This is a genomic window from Saezia sanguinis (assembly GCF_003991585.1).
Classification (GTDB): Bacteria; Pseudomonadota; Gammaproteobacteria; order Burkholderiales; family Burkholderiaceae_C; genus Saezia; species Saezia sanguinis.
The window spans coordinates 57,132-71,047 of the sequence record NZ_PQSP01000007.1 but is presented as its reverse complement, the minus strand read 5'-3'; the positions used below and the strand labels follow the sequence as shown (position 1 = coordinate 71,047).

At 49.8% G+C, this 13,916-nt stretch carries 10 protein-coding genes; 7 read left to right on the top strand and 3 right to left on the bottom strand.

Annotated elements, in window-relative coordinates; all coding sequences use genetic code 11:
• Positions 1–119: 119 nt before the first annotated feature.
• The 6 genes from carB (at position 120) to CUZ56_RS11565 (ending at position 7,998) form a co-directional block, all read left to right on the top strand.
• Positions 120–3,389 carry a carbamoyl-phosphate synthase large subunit gene (gene carB, locus CUZ56_RS11590; protein WP_126980563.1) on the top strand — a complete coding sequence of 1,090 codons (3,270 nt, stop codon included), beginning with the start codon at positions 120–122 and terminating at the stop codon, positions 3,387–3,389.
• A 141-nt stretch (positions 3,390–3,530) separates the two neighbouring features.
• On the top strand, positions 3,531–5,453 hold the full coding sequence (locus CUZ56_RS11585) for an acyltransferase family protein (RefSeq protein WP_126980562.1): 1,923 nt from the start codon (positions 3,531–3,533) through the stop codon (positions 5,451–5,453).
• Positions 5,454–5,718: 265 nt separating this feature from the next.
• Positions 5,719–6,189 carry a hypothetical protein gene (locus CUZ56_RS11580; RefSeq protein ID WP_126980561.1) on the top strand — a complete coding sequence of 157 codons (471 nt, stop codon included), beginning with the start codon at positions 5,719–5,721 and terminating at the stop codon, positions 6,187–6,189.
• 170 nt (positions 6,190–6,359) lie between these two features.
• Entirely contained in the window at positions 6,360–6,836 is a 477-nt protein-coding gene (gene greA / locus CUZ56_RS11575; protein ID WP_126980560.1) for a transcription elongation factor GreA, read from the top strand.
• Positions 6,833–7,333, top strand: a complete 501-nt coding sequence (locus CUZ56_RS11570) for a DUF4149 domain-containing protein (RefSeq protein ID WP_126980559.1) — start codon at positions 6,833–6,835, stop codon at positions 7,331–7,333. The genes greA and CUZ56_RS11570 overlap by 4 nt, the downstream gene beginning before the upstream one ends.
• Before the next feature lie 122 nt (positions 7,334–7,455).
• Positions 7,456–7,998, top strand: a complete 543-nt coding sequence (locus tag CUZ56_RS11565) for a GNAT family N-acetyltransferase (RefSeq protein ID WP_126980558.1) — start codon at positions 7,456–7,458, stop codon at positions 7,996–7,998.
• 131 nt (positions 7,999–8,129) lie between these two features.
• Here CUZ56_RS11565 and putP read toward each other — a convergent pair whose 3' ends face one another.
• The 3 genes from putP to CUZ56_RS11550 form a co-directional block, all read right to left on the bottom strand.
• Positions 8,130–9,662 (bottom strand): sodium/proline symporter PutP, encoded by a 1,533-nt coding sequence (putP, locus tag CUZ56_RS11560; RefSeq protein WP_126980557.1) that lies wholly within the window; start codon positions 9,660–9,662, stop codon positions 8,130–8,132.
• 663 nt (positions 9,663–10,325) lie between these two features.
• On the bottom strand, positions 10,326–11,693 hold the full coding sequence (locus CUZ56_RS11555) for a DUF6138 family protein (RefSeq protein ID WP_126980556.1): 1,368 nt from the start codon (positions 11,691–11,693) through the stop codon (positions 10,326–10,328).
• A 163-nt stretch (positions 11,694–11,856) separates the two neighbouring features.
• Positions 11,857–12,285 (bottom strand): nucleotidyltransferase family protein, encoded by a 429-nt coding sequence (locus CUZ56_RS11550; protein WP_126980555.1) that lies wholly within the window; start codon positions 12,283–12,285, stop codon positions 11,857–11,859.
• Between the two features lie 414 nt (positions 12,286–12,699).
• Here CUZ56_RS11550 and CUZ56_RS11545 point away from each other — a divergent pair, with 414 nt between their 5' ends.
• Positions 12,700–13,911 (top strand): hypothetical protein, encoded by a 1,212-nt coding sequence (locus CUZ56_RS11545; protein WP_126980554.1) that lies wholly within the window; start codon positions 12,700–12,702, stop codon positions 13,909–13,911.
• The last annotated feature ends 5 nt before the right edge of the window (positions 13,912–13,916 follow it).

The following is a 13,916-nucleotide window of genomic DNA, read 5'->3' as shown; positions in this document are numbered from 1 at the left end:
CAAGAAGTCTGGCAGGAAATGATAGGAAGTGCCGGAATGCCCCGGCACTGCAAGCACAGAGTTGAGTTTGAGTTGAAAAATACATGCTCGAAAACTGAGCGGAAAATTAGAGTGATAACATGCCCAAGCGCACAGACATAAAAAGTATTTTGATCATTGGTGCCGGCCCGATCGTGATTGGTCAGGCGTGCGAGTTCGACTATTCGGGAGCGCAGGCGTGTAAAGCACTGCGCCAGGAAGGCTTCCGCGTGGTTTTGGTGAATTCGAACCCGGCGACGATCATGACCGACCCCGATACGGCGGACGCCACCTACATTGAGCCGATTACCTGGCAGGTGGTGGAAAAAATCATTGAAAAAGAGCGCCCCGATGCACTGCTGCCCACCATGGGCGGGCAGACCGCGCTGAACTGCGCGCTGGAACTGCACCGCAACGGCGTGCTGGCCAAATACGGCGTGGAGATGATCGGCGCCAATGAACATGCGATTGAAAAAGCAGAGGATCGCCAGAAGTTCAAAGATGCGATGACCCGCATCGGGCTGGAGTCGGCCAAATCGGGCGTGGCACACTCGCTGGATGAAGCGTGGACGGTACAGCGCCAGATCAAGGAGCTGACCGGCTCGAACGGCTTTCCGGTGGTGATTCGCCCCAGCTTCACGCTGGGCGGTACCGGCGGCGGTATTGCCTATAACCCGGAAGAGTTTGAAGAGATCTGCCGCAACGGGCTGGACCTCTCCCCGGTGCGCGAGCTGCTGATTGAAGAGTCACTGATCGGCTGGAAAGAATACGAGATGGAAGTGGTGCGCGACAAGGCGGACAACTGCATCATTGTGTGTTCGATTGAAAACCTAGACCCGATGGGCGTTCACACCGGAGATTCGATCACAGTTGCACCTGCGCAGACACTGACGGATAAAGAATACCAGATCATGCGCGATGCGTCGATTGCGATTCTGCGCGAAATCGGCGTGGAAACGGGCGGCTCCAACGTGCAGTTTTCGGTGAACCCGGAAAACGGCCGCATGATTGTGATTGAGATGAACCCGCGTGTGTCGCGCTCGTCGGCACTGGCTTCCAAAGCCACTGGTTTTCCGATTGCCAAAATTGCCGCCAAGCTGGCGGTGGGTTATACGCTGGATGAACTGCGCAACGACATTACGGGTGGGGCCACGCCGGCATCGTTTGAGCCGACCATTGATTATGTGGTAACCAAGATTCCGCGTTTTGCGTTTGAAAAATTCCCGGCTGCCGATGCGCACCTGACCACACAGATGAAGTCGGTGGGTGAAGTGATGGCGATTGGCCGCACCTTCCAGGAAAGTTTCCAGAAGGCACTGCGTGGCCTGGAAACCGGTATCAACGGGCTGGATGAACGCAGCACCGATGAAGATGAAATCATCGAAGAAATCGGTGAGCCCGGGCCGGAGCGTATCCTGTTTGTGGGGGATGCTTTCCGCCTTGGCATGACGCTGGAAGAAGTGTATGAAGAAACACATATTGACCGCTGGTTTTTGGCGCAGATTGAGGAACTGATTGCGCTGGAAAAAGCGCTGCAGGGCCGGACACTGGATAGCCTGAGCACGCAGGAACTGCGCTTTCTGAAACAGAAAGGTTTTTCCGACAAGCGACTTGCCAAGCTGCTGGGTGTCAAGCAGGACGATGTGCGCAAAGCGCGGCACCAGATGAATATCCGTCCGGTGTACAAGCGGGTCGATACCTGTGCGGCCGAGTTTGCCACGCAGACCGCGTACATGTACTCGACCTATGACGACGAGTGCGAAGCACGCCCGAGCGACAAGAAAAAAATCATGGTGCTTGGTGGCGGGCCGAACCGCATCGGGCAGGGCATTGAGTTTGACTATTGCTGTGTGCATGCCGCGCTTGCCATGCGTGAAGACGGTTATGAAACCATCATGGTCAACTGCAACCCGGAAACCGTGTCAACCGACTATGACACTTCAGACCGACTGTATTTTGAACCGGTGACGCTGGAAGATGTGCTGGAAATCGTCGCAGTGGAAAAACCGGCTGGCGTGATTGTGCAGTATGGCGGGCAGACCCCGCTGAAACTGTGCCTGGGGCTGGAAGCCAATGGTGTGCCGATTGTGGGCACGACACCCGATTCAATCGACATGGCGGAAGACCGTGAACGCTTTCAGCAACTGCTTAACCAGTTGGGTCTGCGTCAGCCGCCCAACCGCATCGCGCACAGTGAGGGCGAAGCCAAAGAGAAAGCCGCTGAAATCGGCTACCCGCTGGTGGTGCGCCCCAGCTATGTGCTGGGCGGACGTGCAATGGAAATTGTGCACGGCGAGAAAGATCTGGAACGCTATATGCGCGAGGCGGTCAAGGTGTCGGAAGATTCTCCGGTGCTGCTGGACCGCTTCCTGGATGATGCCATTGAAGTGGATGTGGATGCGATCAGCGATGGCGATGACGTGATCATTGGCGGCATCATGGAACACATTGAACAGGCCGGGGTGCACTCTGGTGATTCGGCATGTTCACTGCCGCCGGATACCTTGTCGAAAGACCTGCAGGATGAACTGCGCCGCCAGACCATTGCAATGGCCAAGGGGCTGAAAGTGGTGGGGCTGATGAATGTGCAGTTTGCCATTCAGATCCGCCAGGAAAACGGGCAGGAGCATGCCACCGTGTTTGTGCTGGAGGTGAACCCACGTGCTTCACGTACGGTGCCGTTTGTATCCAAGGCAACTAGCCAGCCGCTGGCCAAGATTGCCGCGCGCTGCATGGTGGGCGATAAACTGAAAGAGCAGAAACTGCCCGATGGCAAAACGCCGCGCGAGGTGATTCCGCCTTATTTCTCGGTGAAAGAGGCGGTGTTCCCATTCAGCCGTTTCCATGGAGTGGACCCAATCTTAGGGCCGGAAATGCGCTCTACCGGCGAGGTGATGGGCGTGGGCCGTACATTTGCCGAAGCCATGCTCAAGAGCCAGCTCGGTGCAGGCAGCAAACTGCCCAAGCAGGGAACCATCTGCATTACCGTGAAAGACAGCGACAAACACCGTGCCGCGGCCATTGCAAAAACGCTCAGCGGGCTGGGCTTTCAGATCATGGCAACCAAAGGCACTGCGGCCGCTATCAGCGAAGCCGGCGTACCGGTAACCGTGATCAACAAGGTGAAGGATGGCCGCCCGCACATTGTGGACGCGATCAAGGCCGGCGAAATTGCAATGATATTTACCACGGTGGATGAAACGCGAGTGGCGATTGCCGACTCGCGCCAGATCCGTATGGCTGCACTGGCTGAGCGTGTGACTTACTACACCACGATGGCAGGTGCCGAAGCGGTGACCGAAGCGATGGAGCATGGCAACGAAGAGTTGCAGGTGTATTCATTGCAGGAGTTGCACAAGAAGTTGCATTGATGCTTTGTTGATATGTTGTAACGGAAACGGCCTGTTAATTACAGGCCGTTTCTGCTCTTCGATGAACGCCATGTAAATTAATAAAAATAATGGCAATATAATCATATGAGCGTACCGAATATTTTTTAAACCTGAATTGATATGACATATAAACCAGAAGTGGATGGCCTCAGAGCAGTAGCTGTATTGCTGGTATTATTTTGTCATTTAGATTTAGGCTTTCCAGGTGGGTATATTGGCGTTGATGTATTTTTTGTAATTTCTGGTTTTCTCATAACATCTATTATTATTAACGATAACCAGTTTTCATTTATTAAGTTTTATATACGTCGAATTTTAAGATTGTATCCTGCTCTCATCGTTGTTGTTTTACTGACGTGTATTATTTGTTTTTTAATAGCAGATCCGTTTTATTTGAAAAACACCATAAAAACTGCTGTATATGCTTTATTTTCTATATCTAATATATATTATTACAAACATCAAAACTACTTTGATGTTTCAGCAGATCAGCAAACTTTTTTGCATACATGGTCACTGGGAGTTGAATGGCAGTTTTATTTGTTATGGCCATTTATAATAATTTTTTTAATAAAATATTGTAAAAAATATTTTTATATTGTTGTTTTTATAATAACAATATGCTCTGTTTTTTTGTCAGAATATATTTTAAAGTCAGATCAGGCTGCTGCTTATTACTTACTTCCATTTCGTATTTTTGAATTGAGTTTAGGCACACTTTTAATTTTTTTGTATAATAAAAAAATTAGGTCTTTTTTTTATTATATAGTTTTAATTCTTGGGATTATTTTTGTATTAAGTCCAGCTATAATATATGAACCACCGATTTCTTTTCCAGGAACGGCTGCATTGCTTCCTTGTTTGGGCGCTGTGGGATGTATTTGGGGAGCTCAGCATTCAATTGCAGGAAAGATTTTTCGGTTAAAATTTTTAGTGTATATTGGAAAAATCTCATACTCCTTATATCTTGTTCATTGGCCTTTAATTTTAATCTATAAATATTATATATTTAGAGACTTGTATGTTTATGATAAATTGATATTAATATTAATTTCTATATTGATTTCTGGTATTTTATATAAATTTGTTGAAAAAAAATACAATGTAAAAAATTTTTCAATCAATTCGGTTAATTTATTGAAAAGTGCGTTGAAGTTTTTATGTTTGATATTGATGCTTATTTTTATAAATAATGGTGTTTTAAATTACAGTTGGAGAGTTGATACTGAAAAGTACATGTTGTCTGAGTATCGGAATTCAGACACGGAAGAGCCGGAAAATTTAATTTCTGTGTTTGGTGATTCAAATGGTATTAAAACAGCTGTTTTGATGGGAGATAGTCAGATAGGGCATTTAAAAACAGGCTTAAATAACACCTTAAGAAATAGTGGGAAATTTGTAGATGCTATTTATTATCCTGGATGCTTTATGTCCAGCCATATATCAACAACAAAGATTATTCCCCGGCTGAAAAGCTTATGTTTTGATCGATATAGTCAAGCCGTTAATGATGTACTGGAGAGTGGTGTACCCTTGGTTGTGGCTCAAGGATGGTATATGCATTTCAGTGTGTTAGACAGAAGGATGCAGGATCAAGACACGGGTGCAATTTTTACTGTGGAAACAGATGAGGAAATGCGGAGCTTTTTGTTTAAGCATTTCGATGATGTGCATCGTGATATCCGTGGAGGGAAGTTAATTCTTTTAGGGTTACCCCCTTATTACCGTTGGGGTATTGAACCTTTGTCCTGCATGCTTCGGCCAAACTTTGTTTATCAAATTTGTCAAGAGAGGATAGGCTCTGTTTATGATGTAAAAGACACGTATGCATTTCGGATTAATGAGATATTGCGCACTTATGCCTCCACACATTCGAATGTCTATTTTGTCGACGTATCTGATATTTTGTGCCCAGAAGGTTTGTGCCATGCAGATCAAACCACAGTAATTTTTGGTGACAGCGTACACTACTCTTGGTATGGATCAAAACTGGTAGCCCCTTTTGTCATGCAAGTGATTGAAGCGGTTAACCAGGAGGATTGAGCGACATAATGTGTTTGTGCCATTACTTGGCACTGGTATCAAATCACAGTGTTATGTTTTATACAGGCGAAAACTCTCCATCTTTGGGTGAGTAATGGAAGCTCTGTCAGGCCGGCACAACTAAACCAGAAACTCTGGAAGACAGAAGTCAACTATCAATAATAGTTCCCAGGAGATTGACCATTGTCTGAAAGTCAAGGAACAGCAGTGGCATTATTCGCGGCAGGCATTGGCAAAAGATCAGTTGATGCAGACACTCACTTGTATGAAACAGCCACTGTCAGTAGAGGATATGGAAAAGCCGATGAAAAGGTTTGATGCGCAAAAGGCTCAACTGTTACAAGCGGATTGCGACGATCTGCAAAAAATAGAACAGTTTTTGAATGCTGCCGAAAATATTAAAATTGAAAGTGCCGATTGTGATTCGGATAACAATCTGCATATACGGTGTATGGCGCAGGAAGATAAGGTTGAAGTCATTTTAATGACAGCGTCTGCCCATAACATGGTATTTGTAAGTGGCAAGGATACGTTTTGGATTGACCGAGACGGTATTGAAAAAGGCGGATTTTCCGTACATTATTGGCACGAAGTTCCCTTAAATGAGGGAAGGGCTTGCACACTTGCGGTGATTTGGTCTATCATATATAACATGTATGGCAGTAATGCAGGGGCTAGCTTTGCCTGCCGAAATAATTTGAGTACCAATGCAACTCGATGGCTGATTGCAATATAAGCACAAAGGCGTGTGATGTTAAAGACAGGATTTTTAGCTGGCATGGCAACATGCCAGCCAGCGCATAGTTAATTTGTATCAGTACCAAGCGTGCCGCCGCCAGTCGCAACGCTGGCGGCGGTTCTTTTTGATGATGAAGAATTTGATTTTTGTTTGAGGAGTACAGTGTTATGGCGACCGTTCCATTGACATTACGTGGGGCCGAGTTGTTGAAAGCTGAGCTGCAGCGCTTGAAGAGCGTGGAGCGTCCTGCAATTGTGCAGGCGATTGCCGAGGCACGCGCACAGGGCGACTTGTCAGAAAATGCCGAGTACGAAGCGGCCAAGGAAAAGCAGGGTTTTATCGAAGGCCGTATTGCCGAGATTGAGTCCAAGCTGGCACAGGCACAGGTGATTGACCCATCGGCCTTGCAGGCAGATGGCCGGGTGGTGTTTGGTGCCACCGTGGTGCTGGAAGACCAGGACTCGGGCAAGAATGTGACGTACCAGATTGTCGGTGAAGATGAAGCCGATATTAAAGAAGGCCGGGTTTCGGTTGGCTCGCCGATTGCGCGCGCGCTGATTACCAAAGAGGCCGGTGATGTGGCTGAATACCAGGCACCGGGCGGCCTGCGCAGCTTTGAAATTCTGGAAGTGTTCTACAAATGAAATTGCAGCACCTGGCTGCGACATTGGCCGGATTGTGGGCCGGTGTCATGATCGGCGTGGGCTATGTGAGCGCGCCGGTTATTTTCAGAATGCTGCCAGATCAGCGCAAGTTTGCCGGCACCATTGCCGGTGATACATTTGCCATTACAGCCTATATCAGCCTGGCGCTGGGTGCCATTATTTTGCTGCTGGTGCGGCGTGTCAATAAACGTGCCGGTTTCAATACGCCCAATGCGCCCATGCTGTGGGTGCTGGCGGCGCTGGCGCTGGCAATTGTCGGACAGTTTGTGGTGTTTCCGATGGTGGCGCATGCGCGCGATGTAGGGCCTGGTGCTTTGCCTTTTGGTGCCTTGCACGGTATTTCAACGACGATTTACATGCTGGAGATTGCATGTGTGCTGGCACTGAACTGGAGTTTGTATAAACCGGTGCAAAAGCCACAGGGCATAGAGTCAGCGATCAAGCCGGAGCCTGAAGAAGACGAGGCGCAGGACTGAGTCCGCCTTTTGGCGCTATGAGAGCAAAAGGGCCTGACGGCTCTTTTTTTGTATTTACTGCATCTGTGTATATGCCTGTTTTGCCGCTGGCGTTACAACATTCACAAAAGGATTATTTCGGTATGCCTGTTCCCGTACTTGAAACGCCGCAGTTATGCTTATATCCGCTGGTGCCCGAAGATGCACCGGCGGTGCAGGCATTGTTTCCACAGTGGGGCATTGTGCGGTTTTTGTCCGATGTGGTGCCATGGCCTTATCCGGCCGATGGTGCACAGAGGTTTATCTGTGATGTTGTGCAGCCGGATGTGGCGGCCGGACGGGGCTGGTACTGGTCTATCCGGCACAAACGGCAGCCGGCCGATTTAATCGGCGTGATCAGTCTGCATGACAGGGAAGATGAAAACCGGGGCTTCTGGATTGCACCACCATGGCAGCGCCAGGGGCTGGCGACACAAGCCTGTGCCTGCGTGACAGCGTTCTGGTTTGAGGTGCTGCAAAAGCCGCGCCTGCGTGTGTACAAGGCCATTGATAATGTGGCTTCTGTCAAAATTTCCGAGCACAGCGGCATGCGTCAGATCGGCATGACAGACAAGCGTTATGTGTCAGGGGTATTGCCAACCCAAGTCTGGGAAATCACGCGGGAAGAGTGGATGCAGTTGCATTGATAAAGCTGAATGCGCCGGCTGTTTGAAGCAAGGTGTAGCTTGGCATGTGAAAAGCCCCGGCAACTGTTGCTGCCAGGGCTTTAAAGCTTTGGAAAAGATGGTAAAGCGCAGTAAATGTTATTTACTGGTATTTATTTTTCCAGCTTGTATTGCCGGTCTGCTTCTTCAAAGCGTTTCTGGATGGATGCGGAAGGTTCTTTACCCATCAGGCTGACCACCACAATGGCAATGCAGCTGAACAGGAAGCCGGGAATGATTTCGTACAGCCCGGTGCCGAATTTGTCATTGGCAATCCAGACGATCACGGTCAGTGCGCCGACCAGCATTCCGGCCAGTGCGCCGTTGCGGGTAATGCGTTTCCATAACAGCGAAAGCACAATGACCGGGCCGAATGATGCGCCAAACCCGGCCCATGCATTGGAAACCAGTCCCAGCACTTTGCTTTGCGGGTTGTAGGCAATGGCGATGGCCACCAGCGCAATGACCAGCACCATGGCACGGCCAAACCAGACCAGTTCTTTCTGGCTGGCATTGGGGCGCACAAAGCCTTTATAGAGGTCTTCTGTCAGGGCGCTGGAGCATACCAGCAACTGGCAGCTCAGGGTGCTCATGACCGCAGCCAGCACGCCGGAGAGCACCACACCGCCAACCCATGGGTTGAACAGCAGTTTGACCAGTTCCAAAAAGATGGCTTCATGCTTGTTGTCACCCGCCACGGTATTGGTAACCGGGCCGGCCAGTTCCGGATGCTGGGCAAAGTAACCAATGCCAAAGAACCCGACGGCTACCGCACCGGCCAGGCACAGAATCATCCAGGTCATGCCGATGCGGCGGGCGCTTTTCATGGTTTTGACTGATTTGGCCGCCATGAAGCGCACCAGAATATGCGGCTGCCCGACGTAACCCAGGCCCCAGCCAACAAGCGAAAGGAAGATCACCATGCCCGGAATGAAGCCGTTATCAAATATGCCTTTGAACATGTTGATATTGTCCGGATCAATCTGCTTGATGGTTTCGATGGTGCCAGAGAAATCACCAATGGCCAGTATCACCATGACCGGGGTGATCAGCAGTGCAAAAATCATCAGCGTGGCCTGCACCGTATCAGTCCAGCTGACAGCCAGAAAGCCGCCAATGAACACATAGAAAATGGTGGCTGCAGCGCCAACCCACAGTGCGGTGGAGTAATCAATGTTGAAGGTGGAGTTGAACAGTTTGGCTCCGGCGACAACACCGGAAGCACAGTAAACGGTAAAGAAGATCAGAATGACCAGTGCCGAAATGATGCGCAGGATGCGTGAGCGGTCTTCAAAACGGCTGGTGAAGTAGTCCGGCAGCGTCAGTGCGTTATCGTTGTACTCGGTATGCACACGCAGGCGCCCGGCAACAAACAGCCAGTTGCACCATGCACCCAGTATCAGACCGATGGCAATCCAGCTTTCGGCAATACCGGATACAAATACCGCACCAGGCAGCCCCATGAGCAGCCAGCCGCTCATGTCAGAAGCACCGGCCGATAAACCGGTTACCAGGCCACCTAATTTACGGCCACCCAGAATATAGTCTGACAGGTTGTTGGTGGAACGGTATGCGATGAGTCCGATCAGAATCATCAGCGCGATATAAAGCACAAAGGTAATGATGAGGGGAGTACCTACATCCATAACAGATCCTTTTTAAATAACTTACGCCAACGGCACCTTGAATGCCATTGGCAGATGGTCAGCACAATGGCACAACATTCTAAATAGCCATCCGCAGGGCAGGCCTGACGGGTTGGTGAAGGTGCAAGGGGTCTTTTCTGTGCTGAGATGTACCGGGAAAACAGTGTCCACAGGCCATTGACAGCCAAGATGAACGTATTCTGTCTGAATCTGCGTTGACTGAAAACCTATATCCTAGGACGGACTCTGGAAAAGAGGTAAGAACAATTCGCAGAGCGAGGTAAAACCTCTGCGAATTTAAAAAACGGATTTTTCGTCAATTAGGGTTTACGCGATATGTTGTAAGTTGATAGAAAGCAGAACTTTTTAAGACGCTGTGGGTAAACCTTTGTGGTTGCTTTTTAGAATATGCTTGGCTGTGTTTTCCAAATGTGAACCAGGCAGTGCAGCCAGAAGCAGAATGGCGCCATAGAAAATAAAGGGTTTACCCTTATATTTTAAGGGCTGCTTTTTGGCTTGCAAGCAATCTGCCCTTGTATTCCTGGGATATTGGTTTGGGGTTGTATCTTTTGGCAAGTGGGGTTAACCGGCCATGGATAAGCCTGCTGCGTGCATCAGGCAAGGGCAGAAGGAGCAAGGATATGCAGCCGGATTTTCTGTGGTTTATTCGTCATCGGCAGTGGTTAAAATCTGCTGGTACAGTGGCCGGAGCTGTGGCGGAGCCTGTTCAATGATATCCGGCCATGTTTCGGGTAAGCCCCAAATGGCGTAACAGATTTGTTCCCATAGAATGTTTTGCAGACTGTTCAATTCATCAGCATCATTGCGTGTGCGTTCGTCCAGATCTTTGTAGCGAAGGCGGTCTGAGAAATCGTTTTTGATTTTCAGCAGATCCTGTAAACAGGTGGTATTCGCCATCAGTTGGGCAACGCCTTCAACAGGCGGATGTTCTTCCATAGACAAAATGCAGTCAACGAATACGGCAAGGCTTTGCGCGTCTATGCCGTATTGCCCAATGAAAGCCGTGGTGAATGGCGGCTGAACTGTTTGGTGCTCTTCATCGCAGGTTTGCATGTAGCGGCTGACAAGAGGGAAGTATTGCCTGCCAGCCAGCCCAAGCGCAAAAACGGCAAAGGTGGACGGCATCGCGCTGGCATCGTGTTCTTCCAGGTCGGTATACCAATGCCATATGCGCATGACGGTGTTCGCATATTCAGCGATCAGCGGATGCAAATCAGAATACTGCACTGCACCGGCAAACAAGGCGTGGGCACCGGTCTGCGGCAGGTCTTCTATTGGCAGATAAGAGATATTCGGACTGTTGAATTGAATGTAGTAGCTGTGCGGAAAATCGGTTTCTTTGAACAGGGTAATGATGAACTGCAGCGCTTTTCGGTAAGCCTGCTGTGTATCGTGGTGTAACTGAATGCTGATACATGCTGTCACGTCGTTGGCGGTACAGTCGATATCGTCGTCGTAATATCGGGTTAACTTTTGCGGCAGCGTACCCGAGCCATTTTGTTTGAGCTGTTCGACCAACGCCGTACCCCCAAGCTGGCAAACATAGTCGAAATAGCATTCAGCGGTAATGCTTTCAAAACTGGCGCCATATTTCAAATAGTGAATAGCCATGTAACAAAGAAAGTGCAAAACGCTTGGATCTACCGATGTTTTAGCTTCCGGCTTGACGGTGTAAGTTTTTCTCCAGCCGTTGCTCTGGCAGTCAAAATAGGGCTGTATCACATGCTGGTTTGTCCATTTTGAAAATGCACTACTGAGCGCATATAAACTCTCATGGGTGTGCTTTCTGAACAGGTCACAAAATGCGGTGCACTTCTGTAGGTCAAACGGTTTTTGTTCTAAAACATATTGAAGCACATGGAGCCCCAGGCATTCTACGTCGTCAGCCAGTATAAAAGCATAAGGAGAGTCTGTGGCTTGCCGGAATGGCCGGCCTGACATGATTGCCTGTGCCAGCGCGTCAATTAAAAGCTCATTTCCTTTGACTTCACGGATCAGTTTGTTGCTCATATCAATCATGCCCTTCGGTTAGCGCTGTGGCAAGCATAACATGTCTGCGAATTATGTCCGTATGATCTGGTGGCGCAAGGCATGCTGTGCCAAAGAGGCTTATTGCAAATGAAAATGCCGAAACAGATACACTGTTTCGGCATCAGTGAAAAGCAGGGCTGATTTACTTGGGGAATTTGTCCAGCGGAATGGTCTGTACGGTGGTTGCCTGCTCAATCTGCGGGAACATGAAATCCGACGGGATCAGGCTGACAGGTACACCCAGCAGCTTTTGCAAGTCGGTACGCATGCGTCCCAGGTCGACCATGGAGCACTCCTGCGCATCAATCATGATATTGATGTCGCTGTTGATGGTGTCATCCCCCCGCGCAACAGAACCGAATACGCGCGGGTTCAGGCCTTTGTGCTCTTCAATGATGTGAATAGCTTCCTGGCGGTGCTGAGCCAGTATTTCCGAGGGACGGCGACGCTTGTTGGCCTCTTCCATATACCATTTGGCCCAGGCCAGCGGGTCGACTTTCAGGGCATGAAACAGTTTTTGAATTTCAATGTTGTCTTCTGTGGTGCCGTGTGCAGGCTTGTTGGTGCTCATGTCTCTGGTTCCTTGTGTTAAATGCATATTGCTGTTTCCCGCTGCCAGCCACCGATGACTAGGCAGAGAGAGCAATGCTTTTACTTTGAGTATAGCAAAACACAAGAGGCTTGGGGAGGCATGGGTACGCTTAACGGGTTGCTTAACGGTCTGGTGAAATGGGGGTATATCTCAGTCTTTTGGCGCAAAGTGCTTTGGCAAGGCAGGTGTTTATGCTGCTGTTGCGGCATATTTTCGCTTAAGTATTGTCTTGTTTGAAGCAAGGGCAGATTGCGGGGCTTGTTGGTCTCACATTTTTCTAATTAAATTTCTGTAATTATAGAAATAACTGTGTATAATGAATTTATTGTGGGTGAATAAAGGAAAAGTCATGCGCGTCATATCAGGGTCGGGGAGTGTCTTGGGGGCGTCCGTATGATGGATGCGCAATGGCGGAGATCATGCGCGTGGCTGTTGCTGGCACTTGTCCTTGTGTTGCTGATGGGGGGATGCCGACAAGAGCAGCAAGGACACTGGGAGCCGGTAACGCCTTTGCCGGTGATATCCAGAATAGATGCAGCGGTATTGATCCAGCCGGGGGCGTACAGTGGCTTGGCCGGTGGTAAGGTGCTGGTTCTGGGGAGCAGAAAGGCCGGCGATGAACCGCCGCGTTTTGAAGAGCAGGCAGCGATTTATGACCAGCAGGCAAACCAATGGCAGTCTGTTGCTGTGATGCATGAACCACGTTATGGATATCAGGCGCTGTCTTTAATCGGCGGACATGTATTGGTGGTGGGCGGTATGCAGATGCGCGATGGCCGTCCATACAGTGTGGAGCACCTGGAGGTGTATGACCCGCAGGAAAACTCCTGGGCAGTGGTGGAGCCGCCACACGCGATGGAGCCTCACGGTGCAGTGGCTTTGCCTGACGGGCGAGCGCTGGTCGTCGGGCGTCGCTTATTGAGAGGTGCTGTTGGGGAACCCATGGGGATGGCAGCCATTTATGATCCGGTTGCCAGGCTCTGGCAGCAGATTTCTCCTTATGCTGATGAGGCAACAGTATTTGCACCCCATCTGCAGTTGTTGCAGGATGGGCGCGTTTGGTTGTTTGGCGTATCGGATATGCGCATGGCACGTGAGTCTGTGCTGATGTACGATCTGCAAGAGGGACGTTGGACGCAGGCGATGCCATGGAAGCATGTGTGGCAGAAATTCGGGCAGGCAATGCTGCATGATGGCCGGGTGATGCTGGCAGGGGGCATCGGGAAAATGGATTTAATCGGCGACGATGCAGAGGTTATCGGTGCGTGTGCACTGTTTGACCCGGCCAGCGGGAAATGGCAGGAAGGGGAACCTATGCTACAGCCTCGGGTGAATCATTCCACTACCTTGCTGGCTGATGGACGGGTGCTGGTGGCTGGAGGTAGGGCGCAACAGCTTCGCTATGATCAGGCACCTCAGTCATCGGCGTTGTCTGCTGTGGAAATATATGATCCGGTTTTAAGACGCTGGGAGGTCGGTGTGCCTTTGCCCCAGGCACGGGCAGGGCATCATGCACTGCTGCTGCCGGATCAGCGTGTGTTGGTGATTGGCGGGGTTGGCTCGGATGGTACACCGTTGCCTGCATTATTGTATGAGGAGAAATAAATTGA